A 21,813-nucleotide genomic window follows, 5' to 3' on the forward strand; every position below is an offset into this window, starting at 1 on the left:
CTAACGGCGGTCCCCAAGATCGCCGGAAGCGTCTCGCAACAGCACCGTGGACGTGCCAGCCACCATGTCGTGGAGGCCGCGGCCGTCCGGGCGGAACACCAGCGGCGGGATGAACAGGGCGATCATCACGCTGCGGATCAGCGCGTGCAGCAGGTCGACAGGTGCCCCGCTCCCGTCGAAGCGTACGACGCGCAACCGGGCCACCTGCTTGCCGAACGAGCCGCCGACGAACGCCGTGAGCACCGTGCTCTCGAGGATGAACACCGCCATCGTGTAGAGCCCGGAGAACCGGTCGCTGCTCCAGTCCTCGATGCCCATGAAGAGCATCACGACCAGGGTCGAGGCGATCCAGTCGATGAGGAGGGCGAGCATCCGCTGGGCCCAGGAGGCGGTTTGTGGCACGGCGAGAACCCTACCTGCGGCGGATTGGGTCTCATTCCCGGCTCAGGTGTTACATGCGCGAAACAAACCGGATACGGTCAAGAAACTGCCTGTGGCTACTTTTACGGGCAACCACTGGTGCAGTGCCGCACCGGAAATCTGATCCGCTCGAAAACTTGCGGTCGCACCAGTCTCCTGGGCTGCGGCCAAGGAGGACGAATGTTCGCGAATAGCGACGAGCTTCTGAAGTACCTCAAGGACGAACGCGTCGAGATGGTCGACGTGCGCTTCTGCGACCTGCCCGGTGTGATGCAGCACTTCACTGTGCCGGTCTCGTCCTTCGACCAGTCGGTCTTCGACGACGGCCTCGGATTCGACGGCTCCTCGATCCGCGGGTTCCAGGCGATCCACGAGTCCGACATGCAGCTGTTCCCGGACCCGACCACGGCGTACCTCGACCCGTTCCGCGTCGCCAAGACGCTGGTCGTGAACTTCTTCATCCACGACCCGATCACCGGTGAGGCCTACTCGCGCGACCCGCGCAACATCGCCCGCAAGGCGATGGCCTACATGGCCAGCACCGGCATCGGCGACAAGGCGTTCTTCGCCCCCGAGGCCGAGTTCTACGTCTTCGACAAGGTCCGCTTCGCGACCAATGCGAACGAGGGCTTCTACCACATCGACTCCGAGGCGGGCGCCTGGAACTCCGGTTCCGTCGGCACCGAGGAGAGCCCGAACCGCGGCTACAAGGTCAAGTACAAGGGCGGCTACTTCCCGGTCGCGCCGTACGACCACTTCGGTGAGCTGCGCGACGAGATGGTCATCGAGCTCGAGAAGTCGGGCCTGCTGGTCGAGCGTGCGCACCACGAGGTCGGCACCGCCGGCCAGGCCGAGATCAACTACAAGTTCGACGAGCTGCTCAAGGCCGCCGACGACGTGATGAAGTTCAAGTACATCATCAAGAACGTCGCCTGGCGCAACGACAAGACCGCGACCTTCATGCCCAAGCCGATCTTCGGCGACAACGGCTCCGGCATGCACGTGCACCAGTCGATCTGGAACAACGGTGAGCCGCTGTTCTACGACGAGACCGGGTACGGCGGCCTGTCCGACATGGCCCGCTACTACATCGGCGGAATCCTGAAGCACGCCCCGGCGCTGCTGGCGTTCACCAACCCGACGGTGAACTCCTACCACCGCCTGGTGCCCGGCTTCGAGGCCCCGATCTCGCTGGTCTACTCGCAGCGCAACCGCTCGGCCTGTGTCCGCATCCCGATCACCGGCTCGAACCCGAAGGCCAAGCGCATCGAGTTCCGTTGCCCCGACCCGTCGGCCAACCCGTACCTCGCCTTCTCGGCTCTGCTGCTGGCCGGCCTCGACGGCATCAAGAACAAGATCGAGCCCGCGGACCCGATCGACAAGGACATCTACGAGCTGCCGCCGGACGAGATGGCCGACATCGCCCAGGTCCCGACGTCGCTCGACGCGGTGCTGAAGGCCCTCGAGGAAGACCAGGACTTCCTCACCGTCGGGAACGTCTTCACCCCCGACCTGCTCGAGACCTGGATCGACTACAAGCGGACCCAGGAGATCGCGCCTGTGCAGCAGCGTCCGCACCCGCACGAGTTCGAGCTCTACTACGACATATAGTCACTTGTGCACGTAAAGCTCGAACTCACCGTTCGAGAACGAGGGCTCCGGTTACCCGGGGCCCTCGTTGCATCTCAGCTTTCGACGTGGCGACATCGACCTTCGCAGACAGGTGCCACTCCCCGGCCGCCGTTGCCGAAGTGCCCGTTCATGCGGTTCGAAAACTCCTCACTCGCGCACCCGCAACCCTGAACGGACGCCGCCGCAAGACCCTCGGATGGCGAAGAGCCAGCAGAGGCCTTCGATGAGCAACTACGTTCACTCCAACAGACTGGTGTTGCTTCCACCGGTTGAGCCCGCCGGATCTACGGATGCTCGAGATCCAGGACCACGTATTCGGAGGTTGGGTCCCCTGACTCCGGGAGTGCGTCACCCACACATGCCCGTCGAGCGCGGCCTCCTCACGAGACTTCGACCGGTGCGCCGACGCCAGGAGAGCGAACCGTCACTCAGCTAGGCCAAACCCGACCCCAGTCCAGAAGTACCGAACAGGTGGCGCGGCTCCTAGCAATCAGGCTGAGGAGCCGTCGTCGAAGAAGAGAAGCGGTCAGCCGTGGCGGCGTCAGCGGGGACGAAGGTTTCGAGGTGGAGGCCGTCGAGCGTGAGGTCGGTGGCCATCTCCAAGCGCGCCGAGACGCTGAAGAGCCGCAGCACGTGCTCACCCTGGTCGATCTCCATGGTGACGACCGGACCCGGCCTGACCGACTCGGGTCGGACGGCACCGAGCCACGATTCGGCCTCGGTCAGCAGGGCGCCGAGCCGCGGGTCCCGTGTCTGCTCCGCGCGATGACGGAGCTGGCCGACCAGGTGGCCGCCCCATTCGCCAAGATTGCGGATGCGAGGAGCGAGACCGCGCGGGTCCAGGGTGATGCGGATGGCGTTGACGGGCGGCTCTAGGAGCTCGGGCGCACACCCGACCAGCAGGGCGTCCACCGCCGCATTGCTGTCCACGACGTCCCAGTGGTCGTCGAGCAGCAGTGCCGGCCAGGGTAGGTGGGCGTCGAGAAGCCGACGCAGCCCGTCCAACACGGGAGCGAGGTCTTGGTCGTCGATGCCCCGCTCGGCGTGAGGCGGCGCGAAGCCGGCCGCGAGGAAGAGCTGGTTCTTGGCGCGCAACGGGACCTCGAGGTGGTCGGCGAGCGTAGCGACCATGCCGCGCGTCGGTGCGGACCGCCCGTTCTCCACGAAGCTGAGGTGCCGGGTGCTGACCGACGCCAGGTTCGAGAGCTCCAGCTGGCTCAGCCGGCGCCGTCCGCGCCACTCCCGGAGGAGGTCGCCGACCGTGTGCTCGCGCGTCGTCACTGGAGACATGGACACAGACCCTAGTGGCGGCTCTCGCCTCGACCATGACGTCGGAGGTAATCGCCACGATGCACGGACTCCCGTCAGGCTGCACCTCAAACGCATCCAGACGAGAGGGAAACCATGAAGACCGCCAGCAACACCACCGCTACGGGCACCACGACCGACAGCGTGACGAACACCAGGAACGTCCAGGAGGTCGTGCGGGCCTACCTGGCTACGTGGAACGCGACCGAGGAGCAGGAGCAACGGCGGTTGCTCGGGCAGCACTGGTCCCCCGCGGTGACCTATGTGGATCCCTTGGCGGCCGTGCAGGGTCACGACGGCCTCCGGGCGGTGGTGTCCGGCGTCCACGAGCAGTTCCCGGGATGGGTGTTCTCGCTCGTCGGCGACATCGACTCGCACCACGACCAGCTCAGGTTCCAGTGGGGGCTCGGTCCCGCCGGAACCGAACCCGTCGTGATCGGCTTCGACGTTATGGTCCTCGACCAGGAAGGGCGCATCCTCGACGTGCGTGGCTTCCTGGACCGGATCCCGCAGTGACCGCCCTACCGGCGCCCTCCCGTACCGACTTCCTCGACAGACCGGAGCTTCGCATGACTGACGACGCCATCGCCCACCTGCACGACGCCGATCCGCACCCAGAGGTGGCCGAGTACATGGAGCGGATCACCAGCACGTTCGAGCCCACGTGGAGTTGATCAGCGCAGCGTCGGCAGAGTTCGAACGGGCTGTCCGCCAACTGCCCCCGGACTCATCTGAAGAGCCGACGTCGTCGGGAATCTCGGTACGCGAGTTGATTGAGCACGTGGTGGTGGGGAACCGCTTCACCGCACTGCTGCTCGCAGGCGTTGACCGCGACGAGGCCCAGACCATGCTCGCTGGTGCCCAGGTCGGAGATGATCCAGTCGCCGACGTGCGTGAGTCCACACTGCGCCAGGCACAGGCGTTCTTCGCGACATCGCCCGGGCAACAGGTCGCGGGCCCGAACGGCGACGTTCCCGTCGCTGCCTACGTGCGATTCCGTCTCGTCGACCTGGTGGTCCACGCGTGGGACCTCCTGCGTGCCGCGAATCTCGACGACACCCTTGATGCGCAGGTTGTTGTCGGCGTGCTGAAGACGGTCGAGCCGCACCTGGACGAGATGCTTGCCTTCGGAGCGTATGGCGCCGGTCCGAGCGGAACGCTGCCTGCTGACGCGTCGCCACAGACTCGGCTGCTCGACTCGTTCGGGCGACGGCCAAAGCCGAACATCTGCGATCACTCGAACGGCCGCGCCGATGGCAGATGTCGTTCAGTGGGCGGGCGTGCGCTGTCCGCGGACTGTCCGGGGGCTCATGCCGAGTTCTTGGCTCATGGCACGTCGAAGAGCCGTTGGGTCGCCGAACCCGACTGCGTGGGCGATTCCGGTGACGGCGAGGTCGGTGTTGTGCAGAAGCTCGACAGCTCGCTCGACACGCAGGCGTCGCAGGAAGCGAGCAGGTGGCATACCCGTGGCTTCGCTGACTCGGCGGGTGAAGGTGCGCGGACTGAGGTGTGCAGCAGCGGCCAAGTCCTTCACTCCTATGCGTGCGTCCAGGTGCTGGAGCGCCCACGACCGCGCGATTGCGACATCGCTGTCGGCGCCCTCGATCGTCTCGGGCATCACGTAAGGAGACTGCGACTGACGACGGTCCACCGCGAGGTACCTGGCGCACTCCCGGGCAAGCGCCTCACCACCGTGACGCCCTACGAGCGTCAGCATCAGGTCCAGGTGCGCCAAGGCTGCCCCTGCGGTTGTCACCGGGCCGTCGGTGACGACGAGATCGGCAGGCGTCAACCGAACTGCGGGGTACCTGCGGGCGAACAGCGGCGCCGGCCACCAGGTGGTAGTCGCACGTCGCTGATCGAGGATGCCTGCTTCGGCGAGGAGGAACACTCCGGCGCACGAGGCTGCGATCTCGCTACCCGCTGCGGCGGCGGCGTTCAGGTAGTGCGCCCCCGCTCTTGCGTCGGGCGCTGCGAGTCGGCTGCGAACCTCTTGCGTGTTTCTCATCCCGAGGCCAGGGACGACCACGAGATCGACCTGATCCGTGGCGTCTTCATGGTCGAGACCGACCCCGCGCTGGACGTCGAATTGATCGGCCTGTCCCGATCGGTGGGCCAACCGGTTCGCGGTGTCGAGGACATCAACCGTGATGGCCACGGAGGTGGCCATCGCTCCCTCGAGATCTAGGACGCGCACCGAGGTCATGTCTCGAACCGCCCGAATCGTGGCCGGTCTCGCTCTCCCCAGGACTTCATCGTTGACCCATCGTAATCACCAGATCACCCGCACTCCGCGACGACCCATGCCAGAGGGATCTCCATGACGAATCACGACGTGACCCGAGACGACGACCTCGCCGACTTCACGATTCGGTCCATCTCGCTCCTTGGTGAAACGCGTCGCGTGTATGTCAGCGGCGACGGTCCCGGCGTGATCGTGATGCACGAGATGCCCGGCATCAGCCCCCACGTCGCTCGGTTCGCCCGATGGGTCCGCGACAGCGGTATGACGGTCTACCTGCCTTCCCTCTTCGGCACCGACGGCGCCCTCGGCGACGCCGAGAGCGGGGCACAGGTGTTTCGTCGTCTGTGCGTCGCGAGGGAGTTCCGCGCACTCGGCGGCGGCGAGTCGAGCCCCATCACGACATGGTTGATGGCCCTCGCTCGCCTGGCGCACCAGGAGTGCGGAGGAACGGGTGTGGGCGCAATCGGGATGTGCTTCACCGGCAACTTCGCCATCACCATGATGCTCGAGAGCGCCGTCGTAGCCCCGATCGCCTGCCAGCCGGCCCTGCCGGTCGATGAGCCTGCCGCCTTGGAGATCAGTGACGCCGAACTCGCCGCCGTGAAGGAACGTCTCGACCGCGACGGTCTCACCGTCCTGGCCTACCGATTCGAGGGCGACAAGGTCTGCACCAAGGCACGCTTCGATGCCTACGCGCAAGCCCTGGGTGACTCCTTCGTCAGCCGCGAGCTCCCCGACACTGCCGCGAATCCCGATGCACCGCCGTTCTTCGCCGCTCACGTCGCCTATCCCCACAGCGTCGTCACTGTTCACCTCATCGATCGCGAGGGCGAACCGACCGCCATCGCACGCGACGAGATCCTCGACTTCCTTGTCCACAGGCTTCACGGCCACGCCACCTCGCCACGCGACTGACGCTCGCCGAACCGACCCCTCACCAGATAGGAACCTCCTATGACCGCCTACGCCATCGCCCACCTGCGCGACGCCGAGCCGCACCCGGATGTCGCCGAGTACATAGAGCGGATCGCCGGCACGTTCGAGCCCTTCGGGGGTCGCTTCCTCGTGCACGGCACGCCACCGGAGGTGAAGGAGGGTGCATGGGCCGGACACGTCGTGGTGATCGGCTTTCCGGGGATCGACGAGGCCAGGGAATGGTGGGACTCACCCGCCTAACGGGAGATCGCACCTCTTCGTTCGCGGCACATCGAGGGCGACATCATCCTCGTCGGCGGGGTCCCCCAGGACTACGACCCGAGTGCCACCGCGCAGGCCATCCGAGAGGTGCCGGCATCGCACTGAAGCCCTGACACCAGAGCCGTATCGCGGAGTCGTACGATCGTGCTAATCTTCGTACGTGCGTACGAACCCTGCGTCCACCCCGTCGCCCGGCGGCCAGGCCCGGAAGGCCCAGCTGGTCGACTGCGCGGTCGACGCCCTCGTCGAGCGGGGTTTCGCAGGAACATCGGTCGCCGAGGTTGCGCGCCGCGCCGGCGTCAGCAAGGGCGTGGTGACCTACCACTTCCGGACCAAGGAGGACCTGTTGGGCGAGGTGGTGACCTCCCTCTACCGCGACGCGGGACAACAGATCACCGAGGCGACGGGAGACAGCGACTCGGTCATCGGCGAGCTCGCGACCTACATCAGGAGCAACCTCGCCTTCGTCGCCGACCATCCGAGGCACGTTCGCGCGGTCATGGAGGTGGCGGCGAACATACGACCCCACGGCGGAGTCCCAGCAGAAGAGGATCCCTTGAGCGCTCAACTGCGGAAGCTGATCGAGCGAGGGCAGGCGACCGGTGAGGTCACGGAGGTGGACGCCAGGGTGCTTGCCATGACGATCCGGGCCTCGATCGACGCCGCAGCTGCCCGCGCCGCCGTCGATCCGACGGCTGATCCACGAGGCCATGCCGAGCACCTCGTCCTCATCGTTCGACGAGCGCTGCAGGCCACGGAGACACCATGAAGACGCCGAGAAGCGGTCCGGCCACCTTCACGGGTTTCCTCCTCATCGACCTCGTCATTCCTCTCTCGTCCTACTACGTGCTCCGCGCACTGGGCGCATCCGTCTGGACAGCACTACTCGTCGGGGCCGCGCTGCCGGTGCTCCGCCTGGGCGTCAGCCTGGTGCTCCGCCGGAGCGTCCCCGGAGCGAGCCTCTTCACCCTCGGGCTCATCACCGCGGGGACTGCGATCGGTCTCATGACCGCCGACTCACGGCTGCTGATGGCCCGCGAGAGCTACCTGACCGGCTTCGTCGGAGGCTGGATCCTGCTGTCCCTGCTGCGGGCACGACCGCTCGTCTTCACCGCAACCGTCGGTTTCATGCCACCGGCGGCGGCCGAGGACTGGCACCGGTCCTGGGAGACGAGCGAGACCTTCCGCAGAGCGATGCGAGGGATGACCTGGGGCTTCGGACTGGCCTTCCTCATCGACGCTGCGGCCAGGGTCGTGATGAGCTACACGCTGCCCCTGGACCTCGTCCCGGCGGCCTCTGCCGCGCTTCTCGCCGTGATGCTGGCCGTCGTCGTCCAGACGGGCAAGGCCTGGGGACGCCGACACATGCGCCAGAGCACCGCGTCGCCTTCGCGCCCCTACACCCGTGGCCCGTGGTCGTACCTGGCCTGGCTCGTGTCACGGCAGAGCGGCCGGGTGACGCTGGGAGCGGTGCTCGGCAGTGCTTGGATGGTGGGGCTCGCGCTGCCGCCGTACGTGATCTCGCGTGCGATCGACAGCCTTGCCGACGGCCAGCGGAACGTCGTGCTGGGGTGGACGGCTGTCCTGCTCCTGGTCGGGGGCGTCCTGGCGGGCCTGAGCATCTGGCGGCATCGCACCATGACCCGGGTGCGCATGGACGCCGCGCTGCGGACAGTGTCCGAGGTGAACGCCCATGGCATCCGTCTGGGAGACACCATGACGCGCCGCTCGCTCACCGGAGAGGTCGTGGCCATCGGAGGTGGGGACGCGTGGACGATCGGGCGCAGCCTCACCGCGACCGGGCCGGGGGTCGGCGCGGTGCTCGCCTACGCGGTGATCGCGGTGCTTCTGCTGCGGATCTCGGTGCCACTGGCTGTGGTCGTGCTGGCAGGGGTCCCGGTCCTGGCCCTGGTCGTCGGCCCGGCGACGGGCCGGCTCCGGACGGTCGGTACGCCGTACCGCGAGCAGCAGGGTCGGGTGACGGGCCGGATCGTGGACATCGTCGCGGGGCTGGGCGTCCTGAACGGGTTGGGCGGCAAAGCGGTGTACGCCGACCGCTTCCGCGCGGAGTCGCAGCGGCTGCTGCACCACGGCTACCGGGTCGGCCGCGTCACGAGCGTGATCCAGGCAGTCGGTCTGGGCCTGCCGACGCTGTTCTCCGCCGTGGTGGTCTGGCTGGCCGCTCGGCTCGCGGTCGAGGGCAGCATCACGGTGGGCGAGCTGGTCGCGGTCGCCGGCTACGCCGCGGTGCTGGCGGTGCCGGTGGCCTCCTTCATCGAGGGCGCGCTCGATCTCAGCCAGGCTCTCGTGGCCGCACGGCGGGTGACCGACTTCCTGGCCGTGCGCCCCGAGAGCACCGGCACGTCAGTGCCCCGGGGACGGGGAGACCTGGTCGACGAGACCACCGGGTTGCGGATCACGCCGGGGTCGTTCGCCGCGGTCGCCACTGCCCAGCACTCTGATGCCGTGGCGCTGGTCGACCGACTCGGCGGCTTCCGCCCAGGTGCGACCTGGGCCGGGCAGCCGACCTCCGAGCTCGATCCTGCCCAGCTGCACGAGCAGGTGCTGGTCGCCGACAACGATGCCGCCCTCTTCGCCGGGTCCCTGGCCCAGGTGGTGGCCGGGCGTCTCGACGTCGACGACCTCGGTGCGGCCGCGCTGCTGGACGCGCTGCACACCGCCGCCGCCGACGACGTGGTGCGGGGCCTCCCCGACGGCCTGGGTTCGGGGATCGACTCGGGGGGACGGAACCTCTCGGGTGGTCAACGCCAACGCGTCCGGCTCGCCCGGGCGACGATCGCCGACCCGACCATCCTGCTGGCGGTCGACCCCACCTCGGCGCTCGACGCGGCCACGGAAGCCACCATCATCGACCGTCTCACCCGCCACCGTCGCGGCCGGACCACGCTGGTCACCTCGACGTCCGCGCTCGTGCTGCAAGGCGCCGACGAGGTGCACCTGCTCGCTGACGGTCGGGTGGTGGCCAGTGGCAGCCACACCGCCTTGCTGGCCAACCCCGCCTACGCCGCACTGGTCCACCGCGGAGCACCGCCTGCCGGCGCCCATGACCCCGAGGTCCCAGCATGAGCGCGCAGGCGTTGCCGGTGGCAGAGTCCGGTGAGGTCCGCCGTGCTGCCTGGCGACTCATCCGCTCCGACTACGCAGCGTTCATCGTCGTGCTGCTCACCAACTGCGCGGCGGCGGGCGCAGGCCTGGTCGCGCCGTGGCTGATCGGGCAGATCGTCAACGAGGTGCAGGCCGGAGCCGAGGTCGCGACCATCGACCGCTGGGGCCTCCTCGTGGTGCTCGCCGCGGCCGCGCAGCTCCTGATCGGGCACCAGGCCCGCCGCCTGGGCTACCGGTTCGGTGAACGGACCGCCGCCCGCCTGCGCGAGCAGCTGGCCGACCGGCTCATGCGGATCCCTGCCCGAGCTGTCGAAGGGGCGGGGGCCGGCGACCTCACCTCACGGGCCACCACCGACGCCGCACTGGTCTCGTTCGCTCTGCGCGACGCCGCCCCGGAGATGGTGTTCGCCCTGGCCCAGGCGCTGATCATCATCGTCGCCGTCGTCCTGCTCTCCCCCGTCCTGGGCCTCGTCGGACTGGTCGCTCTCGTCGCCATCCCCGTCGTCCTGCGCTGGTACCTGCGCCGCGCCCGGTCGGCCTACCTGGCCCAGGCCGCCGCGCAAGCCGAGGTCGCCGACGTCCTGGCCGGCACCGCCGCTGGTGCCCGGACGGTGGAGGCGCTCGGCCTGCAGGAGCGGCGAGCTGCCGACTGCTCGGCCGCGATCGCTGCCGCGACCGCCGCGCAGCTGCGCACCCTGCGGCTGCGGAGCGTGTTCTTCCCGACCATCGACGCCTCCACCGCCCTTGCCGTCGGCGCCGCGTTCGGCGTGGGTGGACTGCTCTACCTCGACCACCAGCTCAGCCTCGGCACCGTCGTCGCGGTCGTGCTCTACCTGCGCCAGCTCACCACCCCGATCGACACGATCCTGGTCTGGGTGGAGACCTTGCAGAGCAGCGCCGCCTCGTTCGCCCGCATCGAGGGCCTCGCCTCGTCAGCGGAACCGGCACGACGCAGCGCCGAGGACGTCACGGTCGTCCCCACCAACCAGGACATCGTCGTCACCGACGTCCGCTACGCCTACGACGGGGCCGACGTCCTCCACGGTGTCGACCTCGACGTCCGAGCCGGCGAGCATCTCGCCGTCGTGGGAACGTCGGGAGCAGGCAAGACCACCCTGGGCCGCCTCATTGCCGGCATCGACCGTCCCCGATCAGGACGGGTCACCGTGGGCGGGGCGGACGTCGCCGACCTCGGACCCGAGCAGCTTCGCCAGCACGTCGTCCTGGTGACCCAGGAGCACCACGTGTTCGCCGACCCGCTGCGCGACAACCTCACCATCGCGGCACCTCACGCCACCGACGACGAGCTCCTCGAGGCACTCGACGTCCTCGGCGCAGACTGGTTCGAGGACCTACCCGACGGGCTGGACACCGATCTCGGCACCCATCGGCTCGGCGGCGCCCAGGCCCAGCACGTCGCGCTCGCCCGCGTCCTGCTCGCCAATCCCCACACCCTCGTCCTCGACGAGGCCACCGCCCTGCTGGACCCGAGGACCGCTCGCCGTACCGAAGAAGCCCTCGCCGCCACCATCCAGGGCCGCACGATCATCGCCGTCGCCCACCGACTCCAGACAGCCCGGGACGCTGACCGCATCGCCGTCATGGAGGAGGGCTGCATCACCGAGCTCGGCCACCACGACGACCTCGTCGCCACCGCGACCTCCTACGCATCCCTCTGGGCGGCCTGGAGTGCAGACACCAGCCAGAACAGGACCGACGACCATGAGTGACACACGAACCCGACCCGCGGGACCGGGATCCCTGGCAGTCCGTCCGCTCACGATCGTCACCGGCGGAGCGCGAGGGATCGGCGCCGCCACCGTCGCGCATCTGGCGCGCGCAGGGCACGACGTGGTCGTCGGCTGCCGCGACGACCGTGCCTCCGCCACGAGGGCTGTCTCGGCGGCACAGGTCCACGGCGTGCGTGCCATTGCCGTAGCCGGCGACGTCACCGACGAGGACGACGTTGCCGAGCTGTTCGCCGCTGCCGCGGAGCTGGGTGCCGTCACGGGGCTGGTGAACAACGCCGGACTGACCGCACACCTCGGCGACCTGGCGGACACCCCCGTCGAGGTGCTGCGCCGGGTCGTCGACGTGAACCTCGTCGGCGCACTGCTGTGCGCACGAGCGGCGGTCCGGGCGATGTCCACCGCCCGCGGCGGGCACGGCGGGGCGATCGTCAACGTCTCCTCGGCCGCAGCCACGCTGGGCTCGGCACACGACTACGTCCACTACGCCGCAGCCAAGGCCGGGGTCGAGGCCATGACCGTGGGCCTGGCCAAGGAGGTCGCCGACCAAGGAATCCGGGTCAACGCCGTGGCGCCGGGCACGGTGCACACGAGGATCCACGCCGATGCCGGCGATCCGGACCGTCCCGCGCGCGCTGCCGCACGCATCCCGATGGGCCGAGCCGGGGAGCCCGACGAGATCGCCCCAGCCATCGCCTGGCTGCTCGGCCCCGAGGCCAGCTACGTCACCGGAGCCAGCATCCGGGTAGCTGGTGGACTGTGACCCGCTCAGCGCCCGACAGTGACGACACGCCGTCGACATCCACCCGATCGCAAGAGCTCCGCGAGCTGTACGAGGCATTCAACGCCCGTGAGATCGATCGGGTCCTCGCGGCCATGACCGCCGACGTCCAGTGGCCCAACGGCTGGGAAGGCGGACAGCTCGAGGGGCGGGAGTCGGTCCGCGACTACTGGACTCGCCAGTGGGACGAGGTCCGGCTGTCCCTCACGCCTGTGCAGTTCCGGCAACGGGGCGACGGCCGAACCGAAGTGGCGGTCAGGCTCGTTGCTCGCGACCCGGGCGGTTCCGTCCTTGCGCGAGAAGACGTTCGTCACGTGTACGAGTTCGAGGGTCGTCTGGTCCGTCGCATGCAGGTCGAGCAGTAGTCGGCGATCGCCCGAATCCAGTCACGGTTCAGCGTCGCGTGGCTCCCCGGCAGCGCCTCAGGGCATCGGCCGGACCGACTCCGGTGGGCCGAGCACGACGCGTGGCGAGGGGCGGGCAGCCGTGCTCGATCGGGGCGGTGGACTGTCCAGAGCTGCTACGCCTACTCGGCGGCGGGGCTGGGAATGCCGAGGTCGGCCAGGAAGCCGTCGACGATCCGCGCCCACTCTTCGGGGCGCTCGAGGTTGGGGTAGTGCCCGGCGCCTGCGATCGTGGCGACCCCGCGGCCGTCCCGGACCGTGTTGACGGCGCTGTGGGTCATCCGGTGGTGGTCGGCGGAGTCCTCCTCCCCCACAATGCCCAACACGGGAACGGTCACCTCGACGAGCCGGGACCAGGACTCGGCCACCGGAGTAGGCGGGGTGACACCAGGGACGACCACATGGGTCGATGCGAAGTGCTCGTGCATCGCACGCAGCCGGGCCACAATGCCCGAGTCCATGGCCCCGAGGTTTCGCCGTGGTCCCGCCGCGAAGTCCAGCTCCGCCTCGATCCAGGCTGCAGCGTCCATCTCGGCGATGGCCCGCTCGAGGCGGCCGAGGATCTTCAGTGACCAGGGATCCTCAAAGGTTAGTTCGCCGGTCCCGGCGCCGCTGATCACGACGCCCCGTACGCAGTCGGGGTGCTCGATGGCGGTGTCCAGCGCGGCGCTGGCGCCCATGCTGATCCCGACCAGGATCGCCGGTCCCGCGTCGAAGTGGCGTATCAGCGCGGCCACGTCGTCGCAGTGCCGGAACGGGGCGATGGCCGTCGAAGAGAGGCCGTGCGTGCGCGCGTCCGGAGCGACGACCCTGCATCGTCTCGCGAGGTGAGTGATCTCGCGCTCCCACATGGTGTGGTCGACGAAGCCGGCATGCAGCAGCACCACGAGCTCTCCGGAGCCGGCTTCTGTGTAGGCAAGGTGCCCTCCGGGCAGGTCGATCCGCTCCATCACTGGTCCTCCATCGTCGGGGTGAGCAGGGCGTCCAGCGCGCCGAGCTCGTGCACCAAGTGCGCCAGCACCCGCACACAGGCATTGATGTCACCGGCGTCCAGACCGGCCGCGATCCGGTCCAGCCGGGTCAGCTCTTCGTCGTGCAGCGACGCGTAGACCGCCCGGCCTGCCTCGGTGGCAGCGATCAGGTGCGAGCGCTTGTGCTCCGGGTTCGGCCGGGCCTCCAGGTAGCCCAGCTCCTTGCCCTCGTCGACCAGTCTCTGCACGCCCTGGCGGGTGATCCACAGCGCGCGGGCAATCTGTGGGACTGTCCGCGGCCCGGCGTCATGGACGTGCTCGATGACGGCCCTCACCGGCATGGACACGTCGCGGTGCGCCAGCCCCGCGGCGACCACCCGAGCCGAGAGCTGATGCACCGGCCGAATGTGACGAAACACTTCGTAGAGTTCTGCACCGGTCTCGGACATGACAACTAGCATGTCAACATAGCAATCTTGTTGTCAAACTCTCCCGCGGAGTGCAGAGTGTGCGGCATGACGCATTCCAAGGAACCGACCACGAGCCGCGGCACCCAGCGTGCACGCGCTTCCGGGTGCACCGTGAGCCCCGCGGCATGCGGATGGACTCCCCCGCGTCCATCCGCTCGGGGGAACCAGTGACGTACGTGATCCGAGAGCGACGGGCCTGTGATCTCGACACCTGCGTCGCGCTGCTCGCTCAGGTGCATGGCACGCAGCGCTATCCCATCCGATGGCCCGACGACCCTCGGGTCTGGCTGACGCCGCCGGACGCCGCTGGCGCCTGGGTGGCGACGCTTCGCGACGAAGTCATAGGCCACGTCTGTGTCGTCAGCAAAGACCTGGTGCGGTCGGAACTGACGCTTGAACGGCTCTTCGCGTCGCCCGACGCGGCAGGCAGCGGTGTGGGTCGAGCCCTGATCAACCATGCAAGCGACTGGGCGGCCGGGCGCCGGTCCCGCTTGACCCTCGACGTCGCCGACAACTGCGCCAAAGCCATTAACCTCTACAGCCGGCTCGGTTGGCGCCTGACCGGACAGACGCCGATCGACTGGGGCGACGACGCGGCGGACTCGCTACTTCATTTCGAGGCCCCCGCCGGGGAGTTTCGCGCGACGAGTCAACCATGAGCAGAGTCGCGCTACGGGCGATCTTTTGCGGAGTGGGCGAATCGGGTCAGCAGCAGACGGCGCGATGGGCGTAGGTGCGGCAATCATGGTCCTCGGCGACGCAGCGAGGCACTCCCAGGGGGTCATCTCTGTCGCTGCGGCGTTCCACGAGGACGGTGAAGGAGGACTCGGTGGCGTCGGCGCTCAGTCGTCGATGAGGAGCAGTCCGGTGATCACGCGCCGCAGGATGCGGTCGAACTGGTCGTCGGTGGGAGCGTTGTCGGCCAGGGCTGCGGCCAAGTGGGGGTATGACCCCGTGGACGCAATTGCCGTCAGGTGGACGGTAAGCGCGGTGTCCTCGCGGGCCTCCGCTCGGGCTGCGCGGCGCTGTTCGTGCTCTTGCTTGCAGAGCATCCGCACCAGGCCGGTGAACACGCCCACTGCCTCCAGCTTCGTGCGGCCATCGGCGCCGGTGGGGGCCAGGACCGCCAGCGTGTGGTCGAGGTAGGCGTATCCGTTCCCCCCGAGCGCCGGCGTGGTGTCCAGCGCCTCAAGCATCCAGGGGTGCCGGCGGTAGATTCCCCGCGCCTGTCGGGCCAGGTCGAGCATGTGATCCACCCACGACCAGGTGGCTGCGGCCTGGAGGTCGAACTCGCCGTTGACCTCCTCCACCATGAGATCGATGAGCTCGTTGCGGGTGCTGACGTAGCGGTAGAGCGAGGCAGCACCGGTGCCGATGTCCCCCGCGACTGCGCGCATGGTGACGGCGGACAGCCCGTCGCGGTCGGCCAGGGCGATGGCAGCCTCGGCAATCTCGCGGCTGCTTCGCGACGGAGTCCGGCCACGACGAGCGCCTATCGCCATTCGACTCGACCCCCGTTCTGCTGGCACGTCACAACCCCCTCCTCGGACCGATCCCCAATTTTGCGAACATCGTACGCAAACTCTATCGTGGCCAATGACGCGAACGTCGTTCGCGAATGAAGGGAGCGCTCTGATGGTCGGTGCTGTTGAGTGGAGCCGGACGCGATACGCCCGCAATGGAGAGGTGGAGATCGCCTGGGACCAGCTCGTCGGGTCCCAAGGGGACCCGTTGCTGCTGGTCATGGGATTGGGAACGTCACGGTTCTGGTGGCCGGCCGGGCTGTGCCGGAGCTTCGCAGAGGAGGGCTTCCAAGTGGTGCGCTACGACCAGCGCGACGCGGGCCAGTCCACCCGGATGCCGGATGTCAGTGTCACCAACCCGGTCACCGCTCTGTTTCGCAAGCGCGGGGACGCCTACACCGCCGAGGACATGACCGACGACGCTGTCGCCGTCCTCGATGATCTCGGCTGGTCGGCCGCGCACGTTTTCGGTCACTCCCTGGGTGGTGCCATCGCCCAACGCGTCGCTCTTCGCCATCCTGACCGGGTTCTGAGCGTGGTGTCCTCTGCCGCGCTGCCCAGCGACGTGTCCGGCGTTAAGGTGGCCCGCTATCTGCGCTTCGGACTGCTCGCCCGACTGGCCCGCACGAAGTTCCCCGAGGGTCGCGAGGGTGACATCGCTGCGAGCCTTGCTGTGGCGCGGGGAGTGGCTTCCCCGGCATACCCGTTCGACGAGGCCGCAGCGCGGGAGTGGATCGAGCGTGAGGTAGACAGCGGGCCCCGCGACAGCAAGGCGCAAAGTCGCCAGATCGGTGCCCAGTGGCACGGTCCGCGGCTGCCGAAGCTGAACAAACCGACCCTCGTGATGCACGGGGACGCGGACCCGATCCTGCGTCTTTCGGCCGGACGCGCCACCGCTGCCCGCATCAGCGGAGCACGGATGATCACGTGGCCCGGGGTCGGGCACGACCTGCCTGAGCCGTTGTGGCCGCAAGTGGCACACGCCGTTCGAGAGCTGGCCGACTCTGCATAGCGCTCAAGCCTCGAGGCACAGGGCGATCCCCATCGCCGACTCCTGGCCGGTCCACGATCGCGAAGGACGACCCGGTAAAGTCCCAAGTCACCCGGAGAGCAATGTGAGTTATCACCATTTGGCTCGCTTCGCGCGGGGCGCCGCCGTCGCCGTGGTGGCCGCCGAAGTGGTGCTGCTGTTTGTCGGGCGGGTCAGTCTCGGTGCCGCAGTCGGCGTCTTCCTCGCAGTCGAGGCCGCCTTGGCCGCCGTGATCTTGACCGTTGCGTGGCGGGCGGCGCGTACGTCCCGCGGCGACCGGGTCACAGCTGCGGTGCGCGCGATCCTGCCGGGCCCGATCGCCACGCTGGTGCTGCTCGAACTCGGTCAGCTTCGCGCGCTGTGTTTGCTGGTCCGCAGCCGCACCGCTACCGAAAACCCAGAGGACGTGACGATCTCCTACGCCGCCGGGCGAGGTGGCGTCTACCTGATGATCGGGGTGGTGTGCGTAATCGAGCTGCTCGCCGTCCACCTCATCCTCCCCTGGCACCGCCTGGGGGCCGGGTCCTGGCTGCAATGGGTGGCGTTCGCACTCTCTGCCTATGGTGCGGTCTGGCTCCTGGCCTGGTGGGCCGCTCAACGCACGCACCCTCACCTGATCACCGGCGACGAGCTCGTCCTGCGGAACGCCACTGTCGTGACCTTACGAGTCCCGCTCGACCGGATCGGGCACGTGTCACCGCGACGGCGAGGGCTCGGTTCCGAGGGCCGCCTCATGCTCGGCGGCTCAGGCGGTGGCACGAACCTCGACATCGACTTGGTCGAACCCGCGCCGTGGCGCAGCTTCACCGGGCGCCGCAGCCGCGAAGTCACCGCAGTGTCGCTCGAAGTCGACGACCCCCGTCTGGCCGCACAGCTTCTCACTCGAGCAATGCGACGGCGGACTCAACTCGGGCCGGCCACGGACCTTGGCGGCTCCGACTGGTAGCTGCAGGGCGGTGGCTAAGTCATTGATCGCCTCCTCGACGGCCTGCGAGCACTTCGGGGTGGCCGCGCGCCAACTGACCTCGCTCACGAGCCCTGACCGGACAGTCAGGGCCACGGTCGTTACAAACGTGGTACAAGTAGTCGAACATCCTCGACGTTTGCGCAGGTCAGCATGGGTCAGTCAGTCAGTACTACGACATATAGTCACTTGTGCACGTAAAGCTCGAACTCGCCGTTCGGGTACCGAGGGCCCTGGCTTAGCCGGGGCCCTCGTTGCGCCTCCGCGTCGTCGCGGGCAAGCCCTGGCGAAGGGCTCAGCAAGGCGTCGCACGTGGAATTGGAGTTCACCGCCCAACAGACGGTCGCGACGTGGGCCGCCGCGGCGCCGGACTGGCTGTTGCCCGCAGTCATCCTGCTCGGGGCACTGACGGTCGCTTGGCGCCGACGCCACGGCAACTCGCAGAATGATGACCCGGCGTCCACCCCGAGCCTCGAGAAGATCGACTAGGACATGCGCTCCCGATAGCACCCCAGCGCGCCGGGTGGGGCCGCCTCAGGCAAGGGCGAGAAAGAGCTTCTCCATCTTCTTGACGTCAACGTCGTCAAGACCCTCGTCGGACTCGGTGAGGCACTGCTGCAGGCCGGTGGCGACGATGGCGTAGCCGGCGCGGGAGAGCGCCTTGTTGACGGCGGCCAACTGTGTGAGGACGGACTCGCAGTCAGAGCCTTCCTCCATCATCCGGATCACGCTGGCAAGGTGCCCGTTGGCGCGCTTCATGCGGGTGATGATCGCCTTGATCTCGGTGGGTTCGAGGTCCATCAGTTCTTCTCCAGTGCGGCCAGGGCCGCGGTCAGCCGCTGTCGTGCGTCGGTCGCGACGGTGCGGAGGGTGTCGCCGGCGTGACCGGCGAGGGACATCATGGCGTCGGGGTCGAAGGCCTCGACGACCGTGGTGGTGTCGTCGAGGGCGCGGACGACGACGTTGCAGGGCAGCAGTGCGGCGATGGAGGGATCGGCCTGTAATGCCTGGTGCGCTAGCTGGGGGCGGCAGGCACCCAGGATGACCTGGGGTGCGACGTCGACGTCGAGCTTGGCCTTCAGCGTGGCCTTCAGGTCGATCTCGCTGAGGATGCCGAACCCCGCAGTCGCGAGCTCAGCGCGCACCGCCTCGACGGTCTCGTCGTAGGGGCGGCGCACCGTCGTTTCGAGCGTGTACTGCGTCATGGGTCTCTTCCTCTCGGGTACCGATCACGAGGTCCGTGGCTGGGCTGCACCCACAACTGTACAACCCCCCTGGGGGATGTGTTAATGTTTGGGCATAACCCCCCCGGGGGTTGCGTTTGGGTAGTTCGACATGCCAGCAAAGGAGTCCCCTCTATGCGTGAAACCACCATCGACCAGCTCGCTGCGGCGCTCGATCAGGGCGCGTCGGTGGTCGACGTCCGTGAGCCTGCGGAGTTCCGCGAGGGTCACGTGCCAGGTGCGACCAACATCCCGATGGGTCAGCTGACAGCCCGGCTGGGCGAGATCGAGCGGAATCGACCGGTGCACGTGGTGTGCGCTTCTGGCAACCGCAGCAGCGCGATGGCCGACGTCCTGACCGCCAACGGCTTCGAGGCGATCAACGTCGCCGGCGGCACCAGCGCCTGGGTCCGCTCCGGGCGACCGATTGAGAAGTGAGGCGAACATGACTGACGACACCACCACCGAGACACCCGCACCGGCCTCGGCGACCGAGGAGGCCCAGCAGCGGCCGGCCGAGGGACTGACCGTCCGCACCCTCGAGACCTCATCGCTCGGGGACCGCACCTACGTGGTCCACGACGGCGAAGCCGCCCTGGTGATTGACCCTCAGCGCGACATCGACCGGGTGCTGGAGGTGCTCGAGGCCGACGGCGTCCGACTGACCCACGTCTTCGAGACCCACATCCACAACGACTACGTCACCGGTGGCCTGGCGCTCGCGCAGGCAACCGGAGCGGCATACCTGGTCAACGGCGAGGACGAGGTGTCCTTCGACCGCACCTCGATCGCCGACGGCGAGGTCGTCGAGGTGGGCGACCGTATGCGCGTCCGTGCGATCGCCACCCCCGGTCACACCTTCACCCACCTGTCCTACGCGCTCTCTGTCGACGGGCCTGACGGCGAGGAGCCGTACGCCGTGTTCACCGGCGGCTCGCTGCTCTACGGCGCCACCGGTCGACCCGACCTGCTCGGCGAGGAGCACACCGACGCCCTGGTGCGTCACCAGCACGCATCGGCGCACAAGCTCGCCGAGCAGCTGCCCGACGAGGCCGAGGTCTACCCGACTCACGGGTTCGGGTCGTTCTGTTCGGCCACGCAGTCCGATGCCACGGCCTCGACGATCGGCGAGGAGAAGCGCTCGAACCCGGTCCTGACCCAGGACGAGGAGACCTACGTCCGCGAGTTGCTGGACGGCCTCGGTGCCTGGCCGGCGTACTACGTGCACATGGGACCCGCCAACGCCGCCGGTCCCTCCGCGCCCGACCTCTCCCCGGTGCAGGAGGCAGACGCGACCGAGCTGCGGCGCCGGATCGACGCGGGTGAGTGGGTGGTGGACCTGCGCAATCGCAAGGCCTTCGCCGCTGGGCATGCCCCTGGAGCGTTCAACTTCGGACTCGACGGTGCCTTCTCGACCTACCTGGGCTGGCTGATCGAGTGGGGCACCGCCGTGACTCTGCTCGGCGAGACCGCCGAGGACGTGGCCACCGCCCAGCGTGAGCTGGTCCGGATCGGCATCGACCGGCCCGCAGCCCAGGCCACCGGCGGTCCGCAGGACTGGACCGACGGTGAGCTCGGCAGTTTTCCCACCGCCACCTTCGCCGACCTGGCGCAGGTGCGCCATCACCGCGACGTCGTCGTGCTCGACGTGCGCCGCGCTGACGAGTACGAGGGCGCAGCGATCGCCGGGGCGGTCAACATCCCGATCCACGAGCTGCCCCGCCGCGTCGGCGAGGTGCCGACCGGTGAGGTGTGGGTGCACTGCGCCAGCGGCTACCGCGCCTCGGTCGCCGCCTCGTTCGTCGCCGCCGCCGGCCGCACCCCGGTCGCGGTCGACGACTCCTTCGAGAACGCCGAGAAGGTCGGCCTGCACCTGGTGAGCCCCGAAGGCGACTCCTCTGACACCACCCACGGCGCCGACGGGCCCGACGCCTGATATGACACTGCTCCTCGCCGTCGCCGCCGGCGCGCTCATCGGCCTGTCCCTTGGAGCACTCGGCGGCGGCGGCTCGATCCTGGCCGTGCCGGTGCTGGTGTACCTGCTCGATCAGTCCGCCTCCCAGGCGACGACCGGGTCGCTGGTGGTCGTCGGCGTCACCTCCCTGATCGGGGCGATCGCCGCACACCGCGCCGGCAACGTGCTGCTCGGCCACGGCCTGGTCTTCGGCCTGGTCGCGATCGGCGGGGCGGTGGCGGGAGCGGAGGCGTCCATCCGGGTCCCCGAGGACATCCTGTTGGCCGCCTTCGCCGCCTTGATGCTGCTGGTCGGCGGGATGCTGGCCTGGCGCCAGCTACGCCACCGTCGCGGAGACGACCCTCGGCACGTCGCGCGGCCCACCCTGGACGACCCGATCATCACGTTCAGCCCGACCTTCGCCTGCCAGTGCCCCCGGGCCCTCAAGGTGCTGCTGACCGCGACCGTCGTCGGGGCACTGACCGGCTTCCTGGGCGTGGGCGGCGGCTTCCTCGTCGTTCCCGCCCTCCTGCTCGCCCTCGCGCTGCCGATGGAGTACGCCGCCGGCACGTCACTGGTGGTCATCACCATCACCAGCGCCGCAGCGCTGACCGTCCGGGCCGGCTCTAACGCCGCGCCGGACTGGACGTCCGTCGCCGTCCTCACCGCAACGTCGGCGGCAGCAGCCGTTGTAGGGGCACGCCTCGCCGACCGTGTCGGCACCAACCGCCTCCAGGCCGCCTTCGCCGTCCTGGTCCTCGGCGTCGCCGTCTACACGGCAGCCCGGGCGGCTCCCGCCCTTCTCTGATCACACCCA

24 protein-coding genes and 1 pseudogene are annotated in these 21,813 nt (G+C 68.7%); 17 read left to right on the top strand and 8 right to left on the bottom strand.

The features are described from left to right. Positions 1-402 carry an RDD family protein gene (locus tag ASD66_RS13430; RefSeq protein ID WP_056891207.1) on the bottom strand — a complete coding sequence of 134 codons (402 nt, stop codon included), beginning with the start codon at positions 400-402 and terminating at the stop codon, positions 1-3. Positions 403-600: 198 nt separating this feature from the next. Here ASD66_RS13430 and glnA point away from each other — a divergent pair, with 198 nt between their 5' ends. Continuing rightward, on the top strand, positions 601-2,031 hold the full coding sequence (gene glnA / locus ASD66_RS13435) for a type I glutamate--ammonia ligase (RefSeq protein WP_056678523.1): 1,431 nt from the start codon (positions 601-603) through the stop codon (positions 2,029-2,031). 504 nt (positions 2,032-2,535) lie between these two features. On the opposite strand, the gene ASD66_RS13440 is transcribed toward glnA, so the two are convergent. Next, on the bottom strand, positions 2,536-3,342 hold the full coding sequence (locus ASD66_RS13440; protein WP_056680403.1) for a helix-turn-helix domain-containing protein: 807 nt from the start codon (positions 3,340-3,342) through the stop codon (positions 2,536-2,538). A gap of 114 nt (positions 3,343-3,456) precedes the next feature. On the opposite strand from ASD66_RS13440, the gene ASD66_RS13445 reads away from it, so the two are divergent. Beyond that, complete coding sequence (locus ASD66_RS13445; protein ID WP_082563712.1) at positions 3,457-3,876, top strand: nuclear transport factor 2 family protein; 420 nt, start codon at positions 3,457-3,459, stop codon at positions 3,874-3,876. A gap of 148 nt (positions 3,877-4,024) precedes the next feature. Next, positions 4,025-4,558: pseudogene (locus tag ASD66_RS25695) on the top strand (TIGR03086 family metal-binding protein); the annotation flags it as partial. Between the two features lie 69 nt (positions 4,559-4,627). Here ASD66_RS25695 and ASD66_RS25700 read toward each other — a convergent pair. Further along, positions 4,628-5,566 carry a GlxA family transcriptional regulator gene (locus ASD66_RS25700; RefSeq protein ID WP_056680397.1) on the bottom strand — a complete coding sequence of 313 codons (939 nt, stop codon included), beginning with the start codon at positions 5,564-5,566 and terminating at the stop codon, positions 4,628-4,630. A gap of 114 nt (positions 5,567-5,680) precedes the next feature. Here ASD66_RS25700 and ASD66_RS13460 point away from each other — a divergent pair, with 114 nt between their 5' ends. The 7 genes from ASD66_RS13460 to ASD66_RS13490 all read left to right on the top strand — a co-directional run bounded on the left by ASD66_RS13460 (position 5,681) and on the right by ASD66_RS13490 (position 12,822). Then, a complete protein-coding gene (locus tag ASD66_RS13460; RefSeq protein WP_056680396.1) occupies positions 5,681-6,520 on the top strand; it encodes a dienelactone hydrolase family protein in 840 nt (279 codons plus the stop codon). 39 nt (positions 6,521-6,559) lie between these two features. Then, complete coding sequence (locus tag ASD66_RS25295; protein WP_235530086.1) at positions 6,560-6,781, top strand: DUF1330 domain-containing protein; 222 nt, start codon at positions 6,560-6,562, stop codon at positions 6,779-6,781. 181 nt (positions 6,782-6,962) lie between these two features. Further along, positions 6,963-7,571 carry a TetR/AcrR family transcriptional regulator gene (locus tag ASD66_RS13470; RefSeq protein ID WP_056680390.1) on the top strand — a complete coding sequence of 203 codons (609 nt, stop codon included), beginning with the start codon at positions 6,963-6,965 and terminating at the stop codon, positions 7,569-7,571. Further along, positions 7,568-9,889 carry an ABC transporter ATP-binding protein gene (locus ASD66_RS13475; RefSeq protein WP_200950030.1) on the top strand — a complete coding sequence of 774 codons (2,322 nt, stop codon included), beginning with the start codon at positions 7,568-7,570 and terminating at the stop codon, positions 9,887-9,889. Before ASD66_RS13470 ends, ASD66_RS13475 begins: the two co-directional genes overlap by 4 nt. Then, the gene (locus ASD66_RS13480; RefSeq protein ID WP_056680388.1) at positions 9,886-11,658 is read left to right on the top strand and encodes an ABC transporter ATP-binding protein; all 1,773 of its coding nucleotides are present in this window, start codon (positions 9,886-9,888) and stop codon (positions 11,656-11,658) included. The genes ASD66_RS13475 and ASD66_RS13480 overlap by 4 nt, the downstream gene beginning before the upstream one ends. Then, positions 11,651-12,439 carry an SDR family oxidoreductase gene (locus tag ASD66_RS13485; RefSeq protein ID WP_056680385.1) on the top strand — a complete coding sequence of 263 codons (789 nt, stop codon included), beginning with the start codon at positions 11,651-11,653 and terminating at the stop codon, positions 12,437-12,439. Before ASD66_RS13480 ends, ASD66_RS13485 begins: the two co-directional genes overlap by 8 nt. Further along, positions 12,436-12,822, top strand: a complete 387-nt coding sequence (locus ASD66_RS13490) for a nuclear transport factor 2 family protein (RefSeq protein ID WP_056680383.1) — start codon at positions 12,436-12,438, stop codon at positions 12,820-12,822. The genes ASD66_RS13485 and ASD66_RS13490 overlap by 4 nt, the downstream gene beginning before the upstream one ends. 161 nt (positions 12,823-12,983) lie before the next feature. Here ASD66_RS13490 and ASD66_RS13495 read toward each other — a convergent pair whose 3' ends face one another. Together ASD66_RS13495 and ASD66_RS13500 are read right to left on the bottom strand one after the other, a co-directional pair. After that, entirely contained in the window at positions 12,984-13,811 is an 828-nt protein-coding gene (locus tag ASD66_RS13495) for an alpha/beta fold hydrolase (RefSeq protein WP_082563711.1), read from the bottom strand. Further along, positions 13,811-14,230, bottom strand: coding sequence for a MarR family winged helix-turn-helix transcriptional regulator (locus ASD66_RS13500; protein WP_162250934.1), 420 nt, complete (start codon positions 14,228-14,230; stop codon positions 13,811-13,813). Before ASD66_RS13500 ends, ASD66_RS13495 begins: the two co-directional genes overlap by 1 nt. A 239-nt stretch (positions 14,231-14,469) precedes the next feature. On the opposite strand from ASD66_RS13500, the gene ASD66_RS13505 reads away from it, so the two are divergent. Beyond that, entirely contained in the window at positions 14,470-14,961 is a 492-nt protein-coding gene (locus ASD66_RS13505) for a GNAT family N-acetyltransferase (RefSeq protein ID WP_235530087.1), read from the top strand. Positions 14,962-15,144: 183 nt separating this feature from the next. Here ASD66_RS13505 and ASD66_RS24450 read toward each other — a convergent pair whose 3' ends face one another. After that, positions 15,145-15,804 (bottom strand): TetR/AcrR family transcriptional regulator, encoded by a 660-nt coding sequence (locus tag ASD66_RS24450; RefSeq protein WP_056680374.1) that lies wholly within the window; start codon positions 15,802-15,804, stop codon positions 15,145-15,147. A gap of 184 nt (positions 15,805-15,988) precedes the next feature. Between ASD66_RS24450 and ASD66_RS13515 the strand changes: the two genes are divergently transcribed. From ASD66_RS13515 to ASD66_RS24455, 3 genes are all read left to right on the top strand, one after another. Continuing rightward, the gene (locus tag ASD66_RS13515) at positions 15,989-16,837 is read left to right on the top strand and encodes an alpha/beta fold hydrolase (RefSeq protein ID WP_200950031.1); all 849 of its coding nucleotides are present in this window, start codon (positions 15,989-15,991) and stop codon (positions 16,835-16,837) included. A 103-nt stretch (positions 16,838-16,940) separates the two neighbouring features. Then, positions 16,941-17,801, top strand: coding sequence for a hypothetical protein (locus tag ASD66_RS13520; RefSeq protein ID WP_156388665.1), 861 nt, complete (start codon positions 16,941-16,943; stop codon positions 17,799-17,801). A gap of 330 nt (positions 17,802-18,131) precedes the next feature. Continuing rightward, entirely contained in the window at positions 18,132-18,308 is a 177-nt protein-coding gene (locus ASD66_RS24455; protein WP_156388666.1) for a hypothetical protein, read from the top strand. Positions 18,309-18,353: 45 nt separating this feature from the next. On the opposite strand, the gene ASD66_RS13525 is transcribed toward ASD66_RS24455, so the two are convergent. Then, positions 18,354-18,620 carry a metal-sensitive transcriptional regulator gene (locus ASD66_RS13525; RefSeq protein WP_010833475.1) on the bottom strand — a complete coding sequence of 89 codons (267 nt, stop codon included), beginning with the start codon at positions 18,618-18,620 and terminating at the stop codon, positions 18,354-18,356. After that, positions 18,620-19,024: a DUF302 domain-containing protein gene (locus tag ASD66_RS13530; RefSeq protein WP_056680366.1), complete on the bottom strand. Its 405-nt coding sequence runs from the start codon at positions 19,022-19,024 to the stop codon at positions 18,620-18,622. The genes ASD66_RS13525 and ASD66_RS13530 overlap by 1 nt, the downstream gene beginning before the upstream one ends. A gap of 153 nt (positions 19,025-19,177) precedes the next feature. On the opposite strand from ASD66_RS13530, the gene ASD66_RS13535 reads away from it, so the two are divergent. From ASD66_RS13535 to ASD66_RS13545, 3 genes are read left to right on the top strand one after another with little or no spacing between them, the layout of a single operon-like run. Further along, positions 19,178-19,480: a rhodanese-like domain-containing protein gene (locus tag ASD66_RS13535; protein ID WP_056680363.1), complete on the top strand. Its 303-nt coding sequence runs from the start codon at positions 19,178-19,180 to the stop codon at positions 19,478-19,480. A gap of 7 nt (positions 19,481-19,487) precedes the next feature. Beyond that, entirely contained in the window at positions 19,488-20,978 is a 1,491-nt protein-coding gene (locus ASD66_RS13540; protein ID WP_082563708.1) for an MBL fold metallo-hydrolase, read from the top strand. A gap of 1 nt (position 20,979) precedes the next feature. Further along, complete coding sequence (locus ASD66_RS13545; RefSeq protein ID WP_056680360.1) at positions 20,980-21,804, top strand: sulfite exporter TauE/SafE family protein; 825 nt, start codon at positions 20,980-20,982, stop codon at positions 21,802-21,804. Positions 21,805-21,813 lie beyond the last annotated feature (9 nt).

The sequence above is a fragment of the Nocardioides sp. Root151 genome, from assembly GCF_001427925.1.
In the GTDB taxonomy this organism is placed as follows: domain Bacteria; phylum Actinomycetota; class Actinomycetes; order Propionibacteriales; family Nocardioidaceae; genus Nocardioides.

Excerpts from the sequence above, each read along its gene's own strand:
- glnA (WP_056678523.1), top strand. The coding sequence starts at position 601 with ATGTTCGCGAATAGCGACGAGCTTCTGAAGTACCTCAAGGACGAACGC.
- ASD66_RS13440 (WP_056680403.1), bottom strand. The coding sequence starts at position 3,342 with ATGTCTCCAGTGACGACGCGCGAGCACACGGTCGGCGACCTCCTCCGG.
- ASD66_RS13445 (WP_082563712.1), top strand. The coding sequence starts at position 3,457 with ATGAAGACCGCCAGCAACACCACCGCTACGGGCACCACGACCGACAGC.
- ASD66_RS25700 (WP_056680397.1), bottom strand. The coding sequence starts at position 5,566 with ATGACCTCGGTGCGCGTCCTAGATCTCGAGGGAGCGATGGCCACCTCC.
- ASD66_RS13460 (WP_056680396.1), top strand. The coding sequence starts at position 5,681 with ATGACGAATCACGACGTGACCCGAGACGACGACCTCGCCGACTTCACG.
- ASD66_RS25295 (WP_235530086.1), top strand. The coding sequence starts at position 6,560 with ATGACCGCCTACGCCATCGCCCACCTGCGCGACGCCGAGCCGCACCCG.
- ASD66_RS13475 (WP_200950030.1), top strand. The coding sequence starts at position 7,568 with ATGAAGACGCCGAGAAGCGGTCCGGCCACCTTCACGGGTTTCCTCCTC.
- ASD66_RS13480 (WP_056680388.1), top strand. The coding sequence starts at position 9,886 with ATGAGCGCGCAGGCGTTGCCGGTGGCAGAGTCCGGTGAGGTCCGCCGT.
- ASD66_RS13485 (WP_056680385.1), top strand. The coding sequence starts at position 11,651 with ATGAGTGACACACGAACCCGACCCGCGGGACCGGGATCCCTGGCAGTC.
- ASD66_RS13495 (WP_082563711.1), bottom strand. The coding sequence starts at position 13,811 with ATGGAGCGGATCGACCTGCCCGGAGGGCACCTTGCCTACACAGAAGCC.
- ASD66_RS24450 (WP_056680374.1), bottom strand. The coding sequence starts at position 15,804 with ATGGCGATAGGCGCTCGTCGTGGCCGGACTCCGTCGCGAAGCAGCCGC.
- ASD66_RS13525 (WP_010833475.1), bottom strand. The coding sequence starts at position 18,620 with ATGGACCTCGAACCCACCGAGATCAAGGCGATCATCACCCGCATGAAG.
- ASD66_RS13530 (WP_056680366.1), bottom strand. The coding sequence starts at position 19,024 with ATGACGCAGTACACGCTCGAAACGACGGTGCGCCGCCCCTACGACGAG.
- ASD66_RS13535 (WP_056680363.1), top strand. The coding sequence starts at position 19,178 with ATGCGTGAAACCACCATCGACCAGCTCGCTGCGGCGCTCGATCAGGGC.
- ASD66_RS13540 (WP_082563708.1), top strand. The coding sequence starts at position 19,488 with ATGACTGACGACACCACCACCGAGACACCCGCACCGGCCTCGGCGACC.
- ASD66_RS13545 (WP_056680360.1), top strand. The coding sequence starts at position 20,980 with ATGACACTGCTCCTCGCCGTCGCCGCCGGCGCGCTCATCGGCCTGTCC.